At 39.8% G+C, this 20,296-nt stretch carries 14 protein-coding genes; 11 read left to right on the plus strand and 3 right to left on the minus strand.

The window, feature by feature from the left end; translation table 11 throughout:
* Positions 1 to 134 precede the first annotated feature (134 nt).
* Positions 135 to 1,658, plus strand: coding sequence for a TlpA family protein disulfide reductase (locus tag KSX81_RS23270; RefSeq protein ID WP_217726012.1), 1,524 nt, complete (start codon positions 135 to 137; stop codon positions 1,656 to 1,658).
* Positions 1,659 to 1,734: 76 nt separating this feature from the next.
* Here KSX81_RS23270 and KSX81_RS23275 read toward each other — a convergent pair whose 3' ends face one another.
* The 3 genes from KSX81_RS23275 to KSX81_RS23285 form a co-directional block, all read right to left on the minus strand.
* On the minus strand, positions 1,735 to 2,370 hold the full coding sequence (locus KSX81_RS23275; protein ID WP_004318325.1) for an RloB family protein: 636 nt from the start codon (positions 2,368 to 2,370) through the stop codon (positions 1,735 to 1,737).
* A gap of 3 nt (positions 2,371 to 2,373) precedes the next feature.
* On the minus strand, positions 2,374 to 3,594 hold the full coding sequence (locus KSX81_RS23280; RefSeq protein WP_015531081.1) for an AAA family ATPase: 1,221 nt from the start codon (positions 3,592 to 3,594) through the stop codon (positions 2,374 to 2,376).
* 219 nt (positions 3,595 to 3,813) lie between these two features.
* Positions 3,814 to 4,335: a hypothetical protein gene (locus KSX81_RS23285; protein ID WP_151939900.1), complete on the minus strand. Its 522-nt coding sequence runs from the start codon at positions 4,333 to 4,335 to the stop codon at positions 3,814 to 3,816.
* A 620-nt stretch (positions 4,336 to 4,955) separates the two neighbouring features.
* Here KSX81_RS23285 and KSX81_RS23290 point away from each other — a divergent pair.
* From KSX81_RS23290 to KSX81_RS23335, 10 genes are all read left to right on the plus strand, one after another.
* The gene (locus KSX81_RS23290) at positions 4,956 to 5,543 is read left to right on the plus strand and encodes a DUF3575 domain-containing protein (protein ID WP_217725736.1); all 588 of its coding nucleotides are present in this window, start codon (positions 4,956 to 4,958) and stop codon (positions 5,541 to 5,543) included.
* A 7-nt stretch (positions 5,544 to 5,550) separates the two neighbouring features.
* Positions 5,551 to 7,092 (plus strand): DUF3868 domain-containing protein, encoded by a 1,542-nt coding sequence (locus KSX81_RS23295; protein WP_004318316.1) that lies wholly within the window; start codon positions 5,551 to 5,553, stop codon positions 7,090 to 7,092.
* 55 nt (positions 7,093 to 7,147) lie between these two features.
* On the plus strand, positions 7,148 to 8,737 hold the full coding sequence (locus tag KSX81_RS23300; protein WP_004318315.1) for an Mfa1 family fimbria major subunit: 1,590 nt from the start codon (positions 7,148 to 7,150) through the stop codon (positions 8,735 to 8,737).
* Between the two features lie 3 nt (positions 8,738 to 8,740).
* Complete coding sequence (locus tag KSX81_RS23305) at positions 8,741 to 9,709, plus strand: FimB/Mfa2 family fimbrial subunit (protein WP_044917534.1); 969 nt, start codon at positions 8,741 to 8,743, stop codon at positions 9,707 to 9,709.
* 21 nt (positions 9,710 to 9,730) lie between these two features.
* Complete coding sequence (locus KSX81_RS23310; RefSeq protein WP_217725735.1) at positions 9,731 to 12,211, plus strand: fimbrial protein; 2,481 nt, start codon at positions 9,731 to 9,733, stop codon at positions 12,209 to 12,211.
* Positions 12,212 to 12,249: 38 nt separating this feature from the next.
* A complete protein-coding gene (locus KSX81_RS23315; protein WP_004318308.1) occupies positions 12,250 to 14,550 on the plus strand; it encodes a DUF4906 domain-containing protein in 2,301 nt (766 codons plus the stop codon).
* A gap of 35 nt (positions 14,551 to 14,585) precedes the next feature.
* Entirely contained in the window at positions 14,586 to 15,377 is a 792-nt protein-coding gene (locus tag KSX81_RS23320) for a DUF1566 domain-containing protein (protein WP_004318306.1), read from the plus strand.
* A 51-nt stretch (positions 15,378 to 15,428) separates the two neighbouring features.
* On the plus strand, positions 15,429 to 15,794 hold the full coding sequence (locus KSX81_RS23325) for a DUF4469 domain-containing protein (protein ID WP_004296035.1): 366 nt from the start codon (positions 15,429 to 15,431) through the stop codon (positions 15,792 to 15,794).
* 79 nt (positions 15,795 to 15,873) lie between these two features.
* Positions 15,874 to 16,767 (plus strand): helix-turn-helix domain-containing protein, encoded by an 894-nt coding sequence (locus tag KSX81_RS23330; RefSeq protein ID WP_004318302.1) that lies wholly within the window; start codon positions 15,874 to 15,876, stop codon positions 16,765 to 16,767.
* Positions 16,768 to 16,974: 207 nt separating this feature from the next.
* Positions 16,975 to 20,274 (plus strand): glycosyl hydrolase, encoded by a 3,300-nt coding sequence (locus tag KSX81_RS23335; protein ID WP_004318301.1) that lies wholly within the window; start codon positions 16,975 to 16,977, stop codon positions 20,272 to 20,274.
* Positions 20,275 to 20,296 lie beyond the last annotated feature (22 nt).

Below are 20,296 nucleotides of genomic sequence, written 5' to 3' on the forward strand. Positions count from 1 at the left end.
GTATATATTGTAAAAGATTTAAAATTGAGACGAATTGTCTGTCAAGAGTTTTTGCCCCTAAAATTAATTTCATATATTTAGGAGCAAGAACTCTTATTTATTTAGATTTGCAAACTTTCTAATATTCAGGCACGATGAAACACTATTATTCCTTTCTGATAATAACCTCTTTGTTATTAGCCGGATGCGGGCAAAAAGACCGGGCAAAATCTCAATTCGAATCATCTGTACAGACAGAAGAAAGTTATTCGTTAGCAAAAGAATATATTAAAGAAGCTGTTATCACAGGAAAAGTGTTGAACCGGGATTTTTATCCTCAAGAAAAGGAATTAACTCTCATCATTCCATTTTTTTGGAAAATGGAAAATCAATATCGTACCCCCATACAAGAAGATGGTTCATTTTCATTCCGCTTTCCGGTTTATGCAAAATTAAGAGAAGTTTCCATTCGCAATTATGCGGAACATTTGTATATCCACCCGGGAGATAGCATACACGTGGAAATAGACTTCAAAGAGCTTTTTCATCCCAAAGTAACAGGTGATGCAGAGAAGTTGAATCAAGAAATACTGGCATTTACAGAAAGCGCCTACTATTACATACAGAATTATAGTATAAACCCGAATTTGAATATTAAGGATTTTGAGACTGAATTAAAGAAGGAATATGACTTTCGTTTGGAGCGGAGAAACGAGTATCTGACGAAGTATAAGCCAATGGACGATGTTACGTTATTTACTGAAGAGTTACTGAAACAGGACTATTATTACGCTTTGTTATCCTATGGTAACCAATGCCAGTTTAAAACGAAAAAAGAAATGGACCGATATCATAAACTTCTGCCTGCAATCAATAAGCTTTATAATAAAGGGATTCTTTCGGCACGTTTATATGATATTGCTGATGAGGTAGAACGCTATATAGCTTATGGGATAACATACAAAGATAAAAAAAATCCATCTGTAGAAGAGATTATGTCGGCAGTAGGAGAGAATGAACTGAACCAGTATATATATACTAAAATGACAGTTGGCTCTTTGAATGCGAATGATACACTTGCTTTAACAACGAGGCACACGCAGTTTGATTCGATCGTAAAAATGCCGCATTTGCGTGCACAAGTGATGCAGATATATAATCAAACTAAATCTTACCTGGAAAATCCGCAACCAGTTTCCAATAATTTATTATATGGTGAGTTTCACGAAAACTCAAAGCTAAAAACATCTATGCCTTACATGGAACCCGTCTATAATATACTTGAGAAGAATCACGGAAAAGTGATCTATTTTGATTTTTGGGCTAGGTGGTGTCCACCATGCCTGGCAGAAATGGAACCTTTGAAACAATTGCGGAGTAAGTATTCCACCAAAGACCTGGTCATATATTCCATATGTGTAAGTGAACCCAAGGAAGAATGGGAAGAATGTCTGAATGAGTATTCATTGAAGAACCGGGGAATTGAATGTATTTATGCATCTGATTATTTTGGAAAAGATAACTTACAGAAAATTCGCAAACAATGGAAAATAGATAGAATGCCCTATTATCTGTTGATTAATAGAAAAGGGCAAATTGTAGATTTCGGAACTACAGCACGTCCCAGCAATCCGCAATTTGTATCTCGAATTGAGGAAGCTGTAAAGGACAGCAAATAATGTTGTGAGAGAAATAAGACAAATAAGAAAAGGTTAAGCAACCCACACAAAAAATATCAAATGTTTCCGATTTATATTATAGGAATTTATTCAACTCTTTTACCAACAAATGAACAGTAGTAGAAGATTCTTGTTGTGCTGGATTATTTCCATCAAATTGTCTCATGATAGTTTTAGCGTGATTAATGGCTTGTTCTTGTTTAGAAAACAAAGTATTAAACATTTTAGAACTTACACCCGATTTCTTTGTATAAGCAAATCCGAGCAAAGCGCTCAACATTTTTTCATATCTGGAACGATGCAACGCTCCTTGGTATAGATTAAAATGCAGTAAAAACCAAAATTCAAAAGCTTGGTTACTATAAGCCACTTCAAAACCGTTTTGTTGTGCCAACAGGATTGCAGAGTTAAAATCATTTTCAGGAAAATCATCTTTATCAAAGACCACCCAATGCTGATTATATGTTCGTCCCTTTAGCTTTTCCTGCTCTTTTATATGGATAGCCTTGTGTACTAATGCCAATGTTCCCATACCTTGACCAAGTGCCTTCACATTGGCAGAAGTCAAACGAAAAGCGTTGAAATAATCAGGTTCGGTATTAACTCCTTCGCAAATAATCAGAAATGTTTGTTTCACCTCACGTACACTACTGATACGGGTTATCTTTCTTTCGATACGCGGATTTATATTTTTCCTTTTTGTAGCCGTCATGGTTTAATTTTCTTGGGTATTAAACAAACGGGTTAAATCTCCAACAATTGGAATTGCTCCATACTTTCCTGATAAATAATCTTTTTCAAACGAAGCATCATTACGTACTTTATACTCTGCCAATGAATAAAGTTCGGTTGCACCATAGCGGTCTTTTTGTGTAAACCAAACCTGATCCCGCCGGAATATATTAGCACTCAACAAATTTGTATCGTGAGTAGTGAAAATTAGTTGAGCATTTTGGGGATTTGTTTCTTTTGAATTAAACAAGGCAATAATTCTACATGTAAGAAGAGGATGCATTTTAGAGTCAAATTCATCTATTATAAGACGCTTTCCATTATCCAAAGCATCAATGATAGGGTATGCCAGGGAAAAATACTTTATTGTACCTTCCGATTCATTTTTCCTGAATGGGAAAGTAATAGTTTTGACTTCATGACCTTCCTCGTCATATTGTGTATGTGTACTCACAATAGCATTATCAATTTTTTCAATATTTTCAATACCTAAATCAGCATAACGGGAAAACTCTACAATTCTCTGTTTCATTTTGATATCATCCAGTTGGATAGTTGCTGTATTCCATATTTTTTCATCGTTAGAACCTGAAATAATAGTGGTATCATTCAACCACTTCATTATCTCTACTGCTGTCGGATCATTGAATTGTGCCGCAACAGAAAGCAATAACGCATTTGCCCTCACCATTCGTTTACCTGCAAGTTCTTTACCAACGACAAACTTAGTATGAATATCAAAATTATCTTTTTCCCGATAGAATAATTCAATTTCCTTAGCTCTCTTTTTATTGGCTTTTTGATAAAGCCATTCCGAATGTACCAATGAATTATCAGCTTCAAATCCATAACGATATTGGTTATCTTCATCACAGAATATTGCTTCAAAATAACTTGGTTCGTTCGCAGTAAGTGAGTTTAACCGGAAACTTTCTATATTAACACGTTCGCCTGCTTGAATATCCTTCGATGAATTTATCACATACCACTTAAAAAATTCCAATGCTTTTATAAAATTAGATTTGCCTGATGCATTAGCACCATAGACTACCGCGCTCTTCATTAATGATAATCCGGAAGTCCCTACATTAAAGATTATATCTTCAGCCGGAACCTGTATTTCTTTCAAAGCTGATGCTACTAACGACAATGTAGATTGTTCTTTGAAAGATAGAAAATTTCCTATTGTAAATTGAATAATCATATTTTAATTGCTTTATTCGAGATTTTATCACAAATATACTGTTTATTTTATGATATAAGCAGATGTATTAGGTGAATTATATTATTTTATGTCTAATAACATACATTCCCGCTTATAAAGAAAAAATATTCCATCCTATATCAGCACGATAGTAAGAGGTGCGATTAGTATAGTATATCACGTTTCATTATGGATTAAATCAAAATCAATATACTTTCATTATAGCTTTATAGCTTTTTCTTCTTTCACCAACTTCCTCCATCTTTGAAATGCCCTCATCAGCGTTTCTTCCTGTACCAGTCCTACCATTTCGTAGTGCTCTACGAATTGTTCTATTGACTTTTTAAACATCACTCCTTTATTAAACTTATTATCCAATAGAAAGGAGTATAATTCCGCTTTCATCTCCGTTTCTATTTCCTTTTCTATAATCAATGCACTATCGTTTCCGATATAGTTATAGACTTCCGGATTCTTCCCATTACGCGGTTTGGGCAGTACAAAGCAAATATTCCCAATTTCTTTCCATGAAGTATTTTGCGGATGAGGGACAGATAGTTGATGAAGGAAGTGATAAACTGGAGTAATGTGGGAGAGATGGATAGGGATAAGTCGTTTGGAAGAAGAAGAAGGAGAGGAGGAATGAGACTGGTTCTCTGGATCGGGTTCTAAACTTTGTCGATATCGGACATACATATATCCAGCCAAATATGGCTTGATATTAATTGTAACTGTAACCATGGGAAAATTTTTAAAGTTTGTAATAAAAAAGTATGTATATACAGCCCTTTGGACTGTGAATTCCGTTTGGTTTATTGAGAATATTCCCATGGTTATCGGGACGGAATTCTTCTTTTTATAATAAATTGATATACAGTGTATTACAGATACTGTTTTTTGGTTTAAAACCAAGGAACCGTTCCTTTTAAAGGAACGACCTGTTTCTCACCGAGGAACGCCTTGTTCCTTTTAAAGAAACGGATGACTCCTTAAAATCCGGGAACAAAACTAGTTGTAATATTCCGATATTTCAAGATGGATGATTGAAGCATTAAACAATACGTGTAAATATAAATAATCATTTTTATACATCGTTTATTTTACGCGTGTATAAACAACCGGTATGTCATGAAAGTTAATTGAATAGAATGGATAATAATTTAACAATGTTTACCGGATAAACCTTTTTTGAGAGTGTTAAAACTCGCTTCTTAGATGATTATGTGGCTATTTTGAGTGAAATTTCGGAATCTGTGTGCAATTTCAGAACGTTTTATTTTAATATATATTTCTTTTGTAAATTTGCAGCATATAATATTTAAATAAACATAAGCGAATAAGCAATAAATATACGCATTTTAATGAAGATACATGACATAGCAATTCTTTTTTTTATATTTTGGGGAAGCATTTCACAATGTGCGGCTCAAAAGATAGCGGTAAAAACAAACCTACTCTACGGTACATACGCCAGTTCACCTAATCTGGAAACCGAATTCGGGATTTCACCGCGAGGTACAGTAGATCTGGGTGCTGGCTTCAACTGGTTTACATCCGCTCATTCATCCTCAAACAATAAACTGGTGCATTGGCTTGGCTCGGTAGAATATCGTTATTGGACGTGTGAAAGATTCAGCGGACATTTTTGGGGAATACATATACTAGGCGGACAGTACAACATAGCCGGTCATCATTTGCCGCTTCTATTTGGAGATGATTCCGGTCACTATCGCTATGAAGGATGGGGAATAGGCGGAGGCATTTCGTACGGCTACCATTTTCTTTTAGGCAATCGTTGGAGTCTCGAAGCAAATATAGGTATAGGGTATGTCAGACTACATTATGACAAGTTCCGATGCGAGACTTGTGGTGAAAAGACCGGAACAGAAAATCGCAACTATTTCGGACCTACTAAAGCAGCAGTTTCACTTATATTTCTTATAAAATAACAAAAACATGATAAATCTAAAATCTATCCTATGGCTGTTGCCTCTGTCACTGCTCGTTTCTCCATTACTATATGGAGAAAACCTGCCGGACAAATGGTATAAAGGAACGATACAAGCAACAGCCATCGAATTGCAACAAGTGGGGGATTCCCTACATATTCAAGTGCTTTATGACCTTGATAAAATAAAAGTCAGTTCCAATCATTCGATAGAACTGATACCGGTATTGATTGCTGCAAACCACCAACTGGAGTTACCGGAGATTTCTGTCAAAGGGCATAGTAATTTCCAAAACCTGAAACGTAAACTGGCCTTAATGAATACACAGGAACGTGATTTTTACCAGTCGGAAGCTCCGTACTATGTTGTGAAAGGATATGGAATAACCGAAGAAAAACAAATTCGATATTCCTTGGTCATTCCATTCGAATCGTGGATGAAAGATGCACGTTTGGATATAAAAAAGGAAGTAATGGGCTGTTGCAAACCGGGCAAGTTATTATCGACGTTTCCGCTTTTCGGTACCGTCACTTTGGAGCAACCGCCTGTTCCATATCACATCGTCCCGCATATCAGTTATGTCCGCCCCCAAGTTGAACCTGTAAAAAAACGTGAGATGTCATGTGAAGCGTTCCTGGATTTTGTTGTATCAAAGACCATCATAAGGCCGGATTACATGAACAACCCGGTCGAACTGGAAAAAATATCCTCTATGCTTGCCGAAGTGAGAAATGATACAACTATTACCATTCGTGGAATATCAGTCATTGGTTATGCTTCACCGGAGGGTTCTGTCCTTTTTAACAAACAGCTTTCCGAAGGACGTGCAAAGGCACTTGTTAATTACCTTCTCCCTCGTTTCCCTTTCTCTAAAGAATTATACAAGGTGGAATATGGTGGCGAAAACTGGGAAGGACTACGTAAAATGGTTGCAGAGTCTGACATGGCAGAAAAGGATGGAATTCTTCATATTATAGATCACATACCAGTTGAAATAAACTACCGAACGAATACCAGTCGCAAGAAATCGTTGATGCTATATAAACAGGGCAATCCTTATCGGTTTATGTTGCGTGAGTATTACCCACATCTGCGTAAAGCGATCTGTAAAATAGAGTACGATGTTCAGAATTTTAATATAGAACAGGCAAAAGTGCTGATTCATAGTCGGCCACAAAATTTGAGCCTGAATGAAATTTATTTGGTCGCTCTAACTTACAAAAATGGTTCACCGGAGTTTATCGAATTATTTGAAACAGCCGTTAGCGTCTTTCCTGATGATAAGATTGCCAATCTGAATGCCGCTTCGGCTGCACTTTCACGTAAAGACACTCTTTTGGCAGAAAAATACTTAAAGAGAGCAGAGACTTCCACACCGGAATACGAAAATGCCGTGGGAGTATTACATCTGCTAAGAGGTGACTATGAACAAGCAAAGTTACATCTAAATAAGGCTGCTGAATCCGGATTGAAACAAGCAAATCTCAATCTGGAGGAATTAGCCAAAAAAGAAGAGAATATCGAATTGATGAGTAAACTAGATTATTGATTTTTTATATATTATAATTATCTTTTTATTTACAACATTTAAACATTTAACAATGATGAAAACAAGAAGTTTTCTATTATCTACATTGGCAGTTTTTATATTTGCCGGCTGTAGTAGTGAAGATGCTCGGGAAGGGAATATTCCGAGCGGTGAGCTGAATGGAAAGGCGTATCTGTCGCTTTCCCTGCAAAGTCACACATCCACTACAAGAGCTGCGAATGTAGTAGAAAAACCGGGAAGTTCAGGGGAAAGTAAAGCAGGGACAGTCAGAGTTCTATTATTTGACGAGGAAGATGTGTGCCTTGATGTGGTTAATTTTGATGGTTTGACCGTTGGGAATAGCGGAGGAACAAGCACAGAGGGGACAGGGACCCCGGAAGCTGCAGCTAGTGAAGCTCAATTAGTACCGGAGAAGACTAAAAAAGTATTTGTGGTTATCAATCCTTACACCGACGGGAATAAAGGGTGGAATTTAACTGCGGATGCTGTAAAAGGTAAACCTTGGTCTGCAATTAACACTGCCATTGAGGCAGTTATTGCCAACATCGCTACCAATGATAATTTCATGATGGCGAGTGTAGGCGAAGGAGCTGGCATAGAAGGAGCATTGATGGGAGTAACGGTGTATAAGCCGGATGGATATACCCAAGACAAAATAGATGCGGCAAAAAAAGAAGCAAAAGACCATCCTGCAAAAATCTCTGTAGATCGATTGAGTGCAAAAGTAGAGCTTGTGGTTAAGGAGTCTTTTACTACCAAACCTGATGGTGCTAAATTTACTTTCGGCGGTTGGGAATTAAGCGTTACCAATAAGAGTGTGAAACTGTATAGTGAACTTATCACTTACGATAATGCCACGACTGGAGCGGTTTATCGTCAGGATAAAAACTACTTGTCTGACGAACAACCTGATGTATCAAATGCGAGTACTATGGAAACGAATATGGATGCAGCTTTCAATTATCTAAAAAATATAGATAGCGAAAGTGAGGAGATACCTGCTGTTGCACAGAGTAAGGGAACAAGTCTGTATTGTCTTGAAAATACAATGGAAGCTAAGGCACAGCAATTAGGATTCACCACCAAGGTAGTGGTAAAAGCTACATATACTCCCAATGGTTTGACCGAAAATAGCAGTTATTTCTCTTGGAAAGGGAACTATTATACATTAGACCAGCTTAAAGATGAATATAATAACACTGCTAGTGGCGGACTGAAAACAGACTTACCTATATTCTTAAAAAAAGCGGGTGTCGTGGCAGAGGGTGTTTCGGACATAGATAAGGCGATTGCAGAGCTTACCGCAGGCAAATTTACTGCGAAAACCGGTATCATCGGACGCTTCTGTGCCGTACGTTATTATCATGAATCTGTATGCTATTACGATGTCCTGATTCGTCACGACCAAAATGTAACAACCAAAATGGCTTTAGGTAGATACGGTGTGGTACGTAACAACTGGTATCACCTGGAACTTCAGAGCGTGAGCGGTCCCGGAACACCGTGGATTCCCGACCCGTCTGATCCTGATCCTACTAATCCTACACCTCCGGGTACCGATGATGATGAAGCAGACGCATACATTTCTGTAAAAATCACTATCAATCCATGGACTTACTGGACACAAGGTGTTGATTTGCATTAATAGATGAAAATCAAGAGACACATAAAGAAATACATAATAATCCTTGCCGCTTTTATGGCGGCAGGGATTACCGGTTGCGACGTCTTTCATGACGATCTCGACCAGTGTGACCTTTTTCTTGAATTCAGGTATGACTATAACATGGTAAATGAAGACTGGTTTGCCGATCAGGTGGAGGAAGTAAAAGTCTATGTGTTCGATGCAGAAGGGAAATATCTTCAGACATTCATCGAAAAAGGTAATCCGCTGAAAAATACGGACTATCGTATGCTGATCCCTTATCGACTGAAAGGCTGTACGGCTGTTGTATGGGCCGGAAAAACAGATGAGTTTTACCGGCTATCATCAATGACCGCAGGTGATCCGATAGACAAACTAGCCTTAAAATACGAGCCCGATAATGACATGAGCAACAATCATCTTGATGCATTATGGTATAGCGGTCCGCTGCAAATGTTTTCTCCGGAGAACATAAGCAATACAGAAACTGTCAACCTGATACGTAATACTAATGATATAACGATAGGCATTACACGAGGCAGCAATCCGGTCGATCTTTCAAAATACGATATACAATTGATAGCGGCAAACAGTATTTATGACTATAAAAATAATTTTGGAGATGGAAACAAGAACATAATTTACCACCCTTGTGCGGATGAGGAAGACAACAAACTATCTCTTCAGACCCGGCTCCACACGCTTAGATTCGTCAAAGATGTCGCTATGCCTTTTTCCATTACGGAGCAAACATCAGGAAAAGCAATAGACATTGGAGGAGAAACAACCATAAATCTTATTGACTACTTGCTGAAAAGTAAACCGGAAGCGATGGGTGACCAGGAATATCTCGACCGCAGATATCAGTGGGACATTAACATCCGCATCGGAGATAAGGAAGAGAACGGTTATGTAGCATTAAGTATCACTATTAACAACTGGACCTACTGGTTCCAACCAACAGATATGTAAGCCGTTTTTTGAAACGAAATTATGGCACAATTAAGGATGAATATAACTATCAACATACAATTTTCGGCAAATGTCCTGCTTTTGACAATATTTGCTTTGTTTGCTTACTCTTGTACAAAGGAGAACGAAACAACAGGCGCACGTATTTACGAAGGAGAAAAGATACCAATGAGTATTAAAATGGGGACACGCAATACTACTGCTGACGATGATGAAGTCATAAAATCCGTACGCGCAATTGTGTTTAACGACAAAAACGAATTGGTATACAACGACGTTTCTGATGCTTCCATAAACGTAGATAACATATATATCGCTCCCATAAGAGCGGCACGGGGATATAACAACATTTACATCATCTGTAACGAAACACCGGAGCTTACGGAAAAGCTCGCCGCCATTACATTGGAAAATGAAATAGAAAAAGTGACATTCTCTGCTATAGGTATTGTTGCTCCGCCACCTATGTATGGAAATGTGTCACGTGCCTATGTGGAGTCTCGTAGCGACGGAACAAATGCCACAGTTACCATCAATAATGTTACGACAACGGAACTGCCGATTGAGGTAAACCGTATGGTGTCCCGCATCAGCTTTACGGCAATTAAAAATATCACCAATGAGGATGAAGATTTTAAAGTAACCAGACTGAATGTAAAAGTGTGTCGAATGCCGGTTGCCACTACTATAGGAGAGGGGCAGGCATATTCGGAAAATGTATGGTCGGATGATCTTACTATATCAGGAACAGGCGAGCTCGATAATAACGGTACGTATACGATAAATGGAAATAACTACACCATTCCTGATAACATAGATTTCATAACGATTCCTACTACTTATATTCCCGAACACATATTGTCCGACCCTCAAAATGCTTCACAAGCAACCTATCTTAAAATAGATGCACAATGCGTTCTTAAAAACGGCAGCACACAGGTGCTGAACTGCATCTATCTGCTGAATATCGGTCAAGAGCCTCCTAAAAATCATAACCTGACACGAAACAACCATTATCGGATATACGCCACCATTACCGGCATGGGAGCAATGGGACTTTATGCGGAAATAGTGGCAATGGAGGAACATGACATCACTATCAACTGGAAACCTATTGACGGACTGGTTATTGTAAGTGACAAGGCTGCAGACTATGACGCCGTAGCCGATACGTCCAGAAATGTGAATATATGGAATGACTTTAGTGTTTATTCAGGGATACTGAAAGCATATCATTCTGAAACGGGATACAAGGATGTATTGTTTAAATACGGCAGTCTGATAGCTGTACACAGTGCTCCGACTACTGAAGATGGCGCAAATTTCGCTCCACCTGCCGATGCCGAAACATTGAACGATATACTCTGGTATCCCAGTTTATACAATCCCTTAATTATCAAAAGATGGAGTGATGTCCCTTACCTGACGGACGGTGAAATATCCACAGATAACACCTCTGAACAGGTTAAACAGGGCTTGGGAGATCCATGCAAACTTGCCGGTCTTTCCGAAACTCAAATCAGAGATATGGGAATCATAGACAACGGGCAGTGGCACATGGCTACCCCTGAAGAATACAATCATATAATAGCGGCATCAAATAATGAAACAAGTTCATACGGATACTTTTCGTACCACTGGCTGCTATTGCCTCACAACCGATACAGAGACGAATCCGGTGTGTCGTGTGGAAACGGTACTACCGGATGCTACTGGGCTAATAATGCCTCTATATTTGATTTTTCAGGTACTCCGATGGTGACTGCAAGCCTTCAATCCGGTAAGGACAGACAAAACGGATATATGGTTCGTTGCGTCCGCAACGAGATACCGGAAAGTCGGATAGGAGTAGGAATTATTGTTTCTCCCTCATATCAGGGGACCGAAGCCAGTGGAAACTCTTATTTTGGTATTAGTTCGAATATTCCTTATTGGACGGCTACACTTGTGACATCAGGATCGGATATGGGAACGGCAACTCCCGAAGATTTCTCATTTGAGCCTGGGGACAATACCGTACATACGACACACGGTAGCAATACCCAAAATATTCATGTATACGTCAAACGTAAAGAAAGTACTTCATCCCGTTCGTTTAGGGTAAGGGTGGAAGGTACCGGACTGGACGGACAGACAAAGAGTACACTACTCACAATTGCGCAAGCCGGGTATCAATTACGTGCCAGTTCTGAATTAAGTACTATGGGCGTTTTACCTCAAAAGGGAGGCACTTATGATCTAAATATCAATCTTAGCCCTACGGACGTCCCCATACCTGCGGGAAAATTATATGTACAAGTTGTTTACAACGGTGGACAAATAAGTATCAGTGATAAAGTGGAGACTGTATCGAATACGTATAGCTATCCTATCTCAATAACAATCCCAGCAAACGAAAGTCCGAGTCTCATCGGCCTCACGGCTTATATCATTTTAATGAGAAATGCCGGAGCAGATATTACTCTTAGTAGTCTGTCTATTAATCAGAATGGTACCAAATAAGAACAAGGATGAATAATATGATGATAAACAGATATGATATGAGAATAAAAACCAATTATAAAAAGTGTATCAGGACAGTTTGCATTGCTTTGTTTTCACTGGCATTTACAGGTTGTACAAAAGACGACCTGAATGAGTTCGGTCCGGGAAATGCTACGGGAAAAGTGGTTATGGTCAGTTTGAATGTCAGTCTTCCGCCTATTGAAGAAACAACACCAACAGGTAGATATCCTACTGTAAAGCCGTTCTTTAAAAATGAAAATAACTCTGATTCATCCTTCACGGTCGTATTGGAACAAGAACAACGTACGGCAGCGACCAGAGTATCCGATGGCACAACAAAGTTGCACAATCTCTGGCTTTTCCAGTTCAATGAGAATGGTTCCATTAATGGAAATCCCCATAAGTTGAGCGATACGGCAACGGCTATTAATGATATGGTGACAATAGATGTCCCCCTTGTAGTAGCAGAGAAGCAGACTTTATTTCTGTTGGTACTGGGACCTAAATTTGATTATGACATGAGTGGAGTGAAAACTCTTAATGACCTTAAAAATTGGGGCTTTGAATATCTGACTAATGTAGAAGGACATACGGAGTCACTTATTACCGCTGAAGATGAAGTGCCTTTTGCCGGGGAAGTGTCTGGTGTTACTGTTGTAAACATCGACGGAGGTAACCGTGGTTTGGTAGAATATAACAAACCTGCCGGCTTTGTGGGAGGCATTGAAATCAGGAAGCTAATGGCACGTATTACATTCCGCTATAAACTCGAAGTGGAAAATTACAAATTGCAGGGTCTGAAATTGCTGAATGTCAATAGTACAGTGCGGCTTACCAATCCCGAAAAGAATACCGATACGGATACTTATGTCACGCTTGAGATAGATAAATTTGGTGACCCCGATCCCAATGGCTTCTATTCGGTAACGTGGTATATTGCGCAGAATTGTCAAGGGACGGTAGCAAGCATAGCAAGTGAAAACCAACGCTACTACAAAGTGGTCAATGGGGTATCATCGGGTAGTGCACCGGTACTGGGTATGCAGATAGAGGCATGGGCGTATTCTACCTCAACATCGGCAACAGGCAAATATGCGATTTACCAAATGTATATTGGTAGTAATAATACTAATAACTTCGATGTGGAACCCAACCATTTTTATAATTTGCGCACAACTATTAATACAGACATAAATTCGGCGAAAAACGACGAACGAATCAGGACATACTCTGCTAGCCAGTATGTGGAGTTTCACGCCAGTAAGAACGTAAGCGTCATTGGAGGCAAATTCGATACTAAATACAATGCTTCTAGTGAAAAATATGATCTGGATGCAGCTTATGAGGTCCGGCCGATAGTTATCCAGACTCAAGGACGGATGGTGGAAGTGGGTGTATATACTGATGAAAGCTGTACCCAACATCCCACACAGAGTTGGCTCCGCCTGTCTTCTTCTTCCAATTACACAGATGCGTATAATAATACTAAAGAACCTCTGGATACATATATCAAGGCCAGCACCATACTTCCTACTCAATTGAAGTTTTATCTATATAATGATGAATATATTGATGACGGGAAGGGGAACTTGCTTGATCCCGGTGCAGATGCTACGGGAGGAAAACGATCCCTATATATTAAAATAACTACTACAACTAATGGCGATGCGGGAGAAGCACTACAAACTTCACATACATTCCGTTTAGACCAGCGGGCGGCAATTTACCTTGGACGTTTAGGAGGAGAGAAAGACGGGGATGGAAACTACACTATGGGGTTAGTATACACTAGAATGTCTTTACGAACTACATCTAGTTTATTGGCAGATGTAAAGCCGGGAACGACGAGAACTGGCTATGCGAATATCAAAACGGCAGAACTATCCTATGCAACAGACAATATGGATAATGGTAAAACGGCAACCCGGCATTTAGCGGAAAATACTTACAATCAAAATTGGGTTGACGCCTATGTCCCGATTCCACAGAAAGATGCGTCCGAACATGTGTTATTATATCAATATCAATACCCTGCCAGTACTTTTAGCGCAAGGGCGTGTTATGACAGAAACAGAGACGAAAACGGGAACGGGATAATTGATGAAAAAGAATTCAAATGGTATCTTCCTGCGTCAAACCAGTTATTAGGGCTTTGTGTAGCTGCTCTACCGGGACTTGGAGGTGGAGGCTCGACAACAGAGTATATATCACTACCACCCTATAATTATTATTATTTCATAAGTGCTTCCGATGGTAAGTTTGGGAATTCAGACAGAACTACCGGATCAGATAGATGTGTCAGGAATGTGTCTCTTCCTTCTTATGTTCCATATTGAACATAAGAATTTAACAATATAAATTGAAAAGAAGTATGAATATATTTAGATTAACAGTCATAAAATTTTATATATTATTTTTTATTCCACTAAAAGTATATTCTCAATCGACAGAGATATATGCGGATTCAAAAGGGAATAAATATGCGGCAATCAATTATGAAGGAATGGTGAAATACAAGATGGAGGACCGGAGCAAAAACACCAACTTTCGTAGCTATATTCAGTTGTATAAATACATTTCGGGTAGTCTGACCGAAGCTGAAAAAGATGAAAGCGGCAATGATGTCTATGTATACCGAACGACACGGCATACAGAGAGGCAAACAGAAGGAGGATGTGACTGGAAGGTATCCGGTTATTTTATCGTTTCGCCTGATATTGTAAATAGCGAAGGAGAGGCAGGTGCACAAACAATGGATTGGGCTACGGCAAACGGATATCTTACTGCTGCCAATACCAATATTTATTCGACTCCTAGTTTTGCAGTTGCCAAGGGATGTGCCGCATATCGTGGGAAAGAGGGGCTGGATGAACCGGGAACCTGGCGGGTACCTACGCGTGGGGAGTGTGCATTGATTTTACTTTTTTATAAAAAAATGGAGGAGACTAAGGCAACAACCGGTTTTCAGCCATTCGCTCTTTCCACAATAGGGGCCACTTATTATTGGTCTGCAACAGAGAAAGGAGGAGATTCAAAAGATGTATGGTCAATGCGATTCTATCCTGATAATCAAATAACAGGATATGGGCTAAATACAGGCTATTACGATAAACAGAAGAAGTCTTATTATCTCCGCTGTATCCGGGATATTCCATTAAAATGAGTTACGAACAAAATCATCATCAGTTTATATACACACTTATTATCATACAAAATGAAAACGATAAAAGCCGAAATATTAATGATTGAAGGAGCACCATTCCCTGCCATTGAAAAAGTATATGATCCTTCAAGTAAAAAATGTAATGGGAGGATTACACCACAAGCCCCCATTGTCATCACTGGACATCACTTGGATATGTTAACATGGGATAGCGCCAATCTATACCTTGTGTCTTCAGTAAATGACAGAATGTTGATAGAATGTGGTGATATTCATAAATATTCGGACGATAAAGTGTATACAACCATTCCTGATATTGATGAAGGTGAATATTTTCTGGCACTGATGATTCTGATGAAAGATAAAGAAAGTTTCTTATATATCTTTCCCATATCTTTGATTGTACAATTTACTTAATCAAAATGTCACGATTAACATATGTATATATAGAAGCAAGAAATAAAGACAAACAGCATAATAGCATAAATTGCAGTCAATGAAAGATAATAAGCCATATAGGCAAAATAAAGTATTTGATAATATATCAGAAACAGAAGAGTTTAATGTCTATACTAAAATAGACGATTTACCGCTTAATGAAACTCCTGCGTATCTTGAAGAAGGGATAAACGGGATATGTACGGGAGGCAGTGCGCTTTTCAATGTTTTTGGTAATAAACGACGGATTGTTCCCAATGATCTGGTTGTTATTTTTCCTTTCCAGTTGGCTGCTGTCACAGAGATTAGCGATGACTTTTCAATGACTTTTCTCAAAGTATCCAAAAACTTGTTTATGGATACGATAAGCGGAGTATGTATACCTACTCTTGATTTTTTCTTTTATATGCGGAAAAATTTCAGCACTCCGCTATGCAATGAAGAATGTCAACGCTTCATTCACTTTTGTCATATACTGATTTATCGTATCAACTTGCCTCGGAACTTATTCAGACGGGAGTCTATTATGCAACTTTTACGTGTTTTCTATTGGGATATCTATGTGGCTTATAAAAGAAATCCGAAAGCTGCCGAATTAGTAAAATATACCCGTAAGGAAAAACTTTTATTCGACTTCTTTTGTTTGGTGATCGAATTTCATACCGTAAGCCGGGATGTTGCGTTTTATGCACAAAAGATGTGCGTGTCCGCTAAACACCTTACAATGGTAATTACGGATATGAGCGGCCGTTCGGCAAAAGACTGGATTATAGAATATTCCATTCTTGAGATAAAGGCTCTTCTACGGGATTCGGACCTTGAAATAAAAGAAGTGGCATCACGTACAAACTTCCAGTCGAATTCCGTTATGACAAGGTTCTTTCGCGAACATACCGGCATGACACCGTCTGATTATAGAGAAAGAATTTTTATTCAGATAGATGGATCATGATTTATAGTTAGTTAAGTAATATACGAAATACTGCCTGTGAAGGTCGTCTATTGTTTGTTTTGTTTGTGTGGTGCACCTTCTTCCGAGAGTAGGAAAGGAGGTGCACCTTTTTTTGATTAAAGTTGTTATATTCCTGATCTCATAAGCTAATAGTGAGTACAAAACAGAGTGATTTTCGTCTTTTTTATTGTAAAAATATAGATTGGAATGAAAAATCGACTGAAACAACGAATATTTGCACTTTCTCTATTAGCATGGACAGCCGTATGCCCTGCCGATGCACAGCAAACACGCTCACTTCGCGATCAATTTCTAAACCCTTCCGATGAAGCAAAACCCTGGACCTTTTGGTATTGGATGTATGGTGCCGTGTCTAAAGAAGGCATTACAGCCGATTTGGAGGCAATGAAACATGCCGGATTGGGAGGTACTTACCTGATGCCGATTAAAGGTATCCACGAAGGCGCCCAATACGATGGCAAGGCGCAGCAGCTAACTCCCGAATGGTGGGAGATGGTACGTTTCAGTATGGAAGAATCAGATCGTTTGGGGCTGAAATTGGGAATGCACATTTGTGATGGTTTCGCATTGGCGGGAGGTCCCTGGATTACTCCCGAAGAATCTATGCAGAAAGTGGTTTGGAGCGATACGATTGTAAACGGAGGCAAGCTGATGGCTATCCGCTTGCCACAACCGGAGGCTTATGAAAACTACTATGAAGACATCGCATTATTCGCTTTGCCGGTAGAAGGCGCAGCGGACGAAATGCAGGCAAAAATTACCTGTGTCAATCTAGCCACAACAGGAAATGTAAAAGCTGCTCAAACAGTGAATATGGATGCGGCAGGAGTGATCCGTTCTTCGTATCCTTGTTATATCCAGTATGAATACGAACAACCCTTCACTTGTCGGAATATTGAAATCGTTTTAAATGGTAATAATTATCAGGCACACCGCTTGAAAGTAATGGCCAGTGATGACGGAGTGAATTATCGTTTGGTTAAGCAGTTGGTTCCTGCCCGTCAGGGATGGCAGAATACGGATGAGAATTCAACTCATAGTATTCCTCCGACTACCGCCCGTTTCTTCCGTTTCTACTGGACTCCTGAAGGAAGCGAACCGGGAAGTGAAGATATGGATGCTGCCAAATGGAAGCCCAATCTGAAAATAAAAGAATTACGCCTGCATCGGGAAGCCCGTCTGAACCAGTGGGAAGGAAAAGCCGGACTGGTATGGCGTGTTGCTCAAGCTACCAAAGAAGAGGAAGTTGGGAAACAGGACTGCTATTCACTTTCACAAGTCATCAATCTGACAGAGCAATATACTAGTCATTCGAATGGAAAAACATTGACCGCCACTCTCCCCAAAGGAAAATGGAAATTACTCCGCATGGGACATACAGCTACCGGACATACCAATGCCACAGCGGGAGGCGGAAAAGGATTGGAATGTGATAAGTTTAACCCAAAAACGGTACAGAAGCAATTCGATAACTGGTTTGCGCAGGCATTTGCAAAGACCAATCCCGAAGTAGCTCGTCGCGTACTGAAATATATGCATGTCGACAGTTGGGAATGTGGCAGCCAAAACTGGAATAAACGTTTCGCTATTGAATTTCAGAAACGTCGTGGCTACGATTTGATGCCTTATCTACCTCTATTGGCAGGTATTCCGATGGAAAGTGTCGAACAAAGTGAAAAGATTCTGCGAGACGTACGTACTACCATATCAGAACTCGTCGTAGATGTGTTTTATCAGGTATTGGCGGACTGTGCGAGAGAATATGATTGCCAGTTTTCGGCAGAATGTGTAGCTCCGACGATGGTAAGCGATGGTCTATTACATTATCAAAAAGTAGATCTTCCGATGGGTGAATTTTGGTTGAACAGTCCTACACATGACAAACCGAATGATATGCTCGACGCTATTAGCGGAGCACATATCTACGGAAAGAATATTATTCAGGCTGAAGGGTTCACGGAAGTGCGTGGCACGTGGGATGAATACCCCGGAATGTTGAAAGCCTTGTTGGATCGTAATTACGCATTAGGAATCAATCGTCTTTTCTACCATGTATATGTACATAATCCCTGGCTGGACCGCAAGCCCGGCATGACATTGGATGGCATCGGACTATTCTTCCAACGGGATCAGACCTGGTGGGATAAAGGCGCAAAAGCCTTTTCCGAATATGCTACCCGTTGCCAGTCGTTATTGCAATATGGGCATCCGGTAACAGACATCGCAGTCTTTACAGGCGAAGAAGTGCCGAGGCGTTCGATATTACCGGAACGATTGGTTCCCTCTCTACCGGGAATCTTCGGTGCAGAACGAGTGGAAAGTGAACGCATCCGTCTGGCTAATGAGGGACAGCCTTTACGTGTACGTCCGGTAGGTGTTACTCATTCAGCTAACATGGCTGATCCGGAGAAATGGGTGAATCCGCTTCGTGGATATGCATACGATAGTTTTAATAAAGATGCATTACTTCGTTTGGCGAAAGCCGAAAACGGACGAATAACGTTGCCGGGTGGAGCAAGTTATAAAGTGTTGATACTGCCTCTTGCGCGTCCAATGAATCCCGAACCTGTATTGTCATCGGAAGTGCAGAAGAAAATCAATGAACTAAAAGAAGCTGGCATTTTTGTACCTTCTTTACCTTATACAGAAGAAGATTTTTCCGTGTATGGCTTGGAACGTGACATGATCGTGCCGGAAGATATTGCCTGGACGCATCGTCGTGGCGAACTTGGCGAACTCTATTTCGTAGCCAACCAAAAGGACGAAACACGCACGTTTACTGCAAGTATGCGTATTAACGGTAAGAAACCGGAATGTTGGAATCCGGTGACGGGTGAGATGAATATTCATCCTTCCTATCGTATCAACGGAAACCGGACAGAAGTTACTCTCACATTGGCTCCTAATGAGTCCGTATTCATCGTATATCCTGCGGAGGGAGTACATGAAGGCTATGGAGAGTCCTCTCTCCAACTGCAAAAGGAGAAAAAAGATATCGCCAGAGCCTCTTTAAACATAGCTTTGGAAGCAAAGGAATATACTATAACTTTTGCAGCTAACAGAAAAACGCTCACACGACAAGAACTCTTCGACTGGAGCCAAGAATCGGACGAACAGATACGTTACTATTCGGGGACAGCGACTTATAAGACCACTTTCCGCTGGAAAAATAAACCGAATAAAGACCAACAGATTTATCTGAATCTGGGAACAGTTTATAATTTGGCAACTGTTCGTGTGAATGGCGTAGATTGTGGCACAATCTGGACTGCTCCTTATCGTGCAAATATTACAGGTGCCCTGAAAAAAGGAACTAATGAGCTTGAAATAGAGGTTACAAATACTTGGGCGAATGCACTGACAGGAGTTGATGAAGGAAAAGCGCCGTTTGATGGCATTTGGACTAATGCAAAATATCGCAGGGCAGAGAAAACGTTGCTTCCGGCAGGATTACTCGGACCTTTGAGTTTTTCTATCACAGAATAAAATAGATTTTTAAGGCACGGAT

Source organism: Bacteroides sp. MSK.18.37, from assembly GCF_019129155.2.
Taxonomy (GTDB): domain Bacteria; phylum Bacteroidota; class Bacteroidia; order Bacteroidales; family Bacteroidaceae; genus Bacteroides; species Bacteroides ovatus.

Excerpts from the sequence above, each read along its gene's own strand:
- KSX81_RS23285 (WP_151939900.1), bottom strand. The coding sequence starts at position 4,335 with ATGGTTACAGTTACAATTAATATCAAGCCATATTTGGCTGGATATATG.
- KSX81_RS23315 (WP_004318308.1), top strand. The coding sequence starts at position 12,250 with ATGAGAATAAAAACCAATTATAAAAAGTGTATCAGGACAGTTTGCATT.
- KSX81_RS23320 (WP_004318306.1), top strand. The coding sequence starts at position 14,586 with ATGAATATATTTAGATTAACAGTCATAAAATTTTATATATTATTTTTT.
- KSX81_RS23335 (WP_004318301.1), top strand. The coding sequence starts at position 16,975 with ATGAAAAATCGACTGAAACAACGAATATTTGCACTTTCTCTATTAGCA.
- KSX81_RS23325 (WP_004296035.1), top strand. The coding sequence starts at position 15,429 with ATGAAAACGATAAAAGCCGAAATATTAATGATTGAAGGAGCACCATTC.
- KSX81_RS23290 (WP_217725736.1), top strand. The coding sequence starts at position 4,956 with ATGAAGATACATGACATAGCAATTCTTTTTTTTATATTTTGGGGAAGC.
- KSX81_RS23300 (WP_004318315.1), top strand. The coding sequence starts at position 7,148 with ATGAAAACAAGAAGTTTTCTATTATCTACATTGGCAGTTTTTATATTT.
- KSX81_RS23275 (WP_004318325.1), bottom strand. The coding sequence starts at position 2,370 with ATGACGGCTACAAAAAGGAAAAATATAAATCCGCGTATCGAAAGAAAG.
- KSX81_RS23270 (WP_217726012.1), top strand. The coding sequence starts at position 135 with ATGAAACACTATTATTCCTTTCTGATAATAACCTCTTTGTTATTAGCC.
- KSX81_RS23310 (WP_217725735.1), top strand. The coding sequence starts at position 9,731 with ATGGCACAATTAAGGATGAATATAACTATCAACATACAATTTTCGGCA.
- KSX81_RS23305 (WP_044917534.1), top strand. The coding sequence starts at position 8,741 with ATGAAAATCAAGAGACACATAAAGAAATACATAATAATCCTTGCCGCT.
- KSX81_RS23295 (WP_004318316.1), top strand. The coding sequence starts at position 5,551 with ATGATAAATCTAAAATCTATCCTATGGCTGTTGCCTCTGTCACTGCTC.
- KSX81_RS23330 (WP_004318302.1), top strand. The coding sequence starts at position 15,874 with ATGAAAGATAATAAGCCATATAGGCAAAATAAAGTATTTGATAATATA.
- KSX81_RS23280 (WP_015531081.1), bottom strand. The coding sequence starts at position 3,594 with ATGATTATTCAATTTACAATAGGAAATTTTCTATCTTTCAAAGAACAA.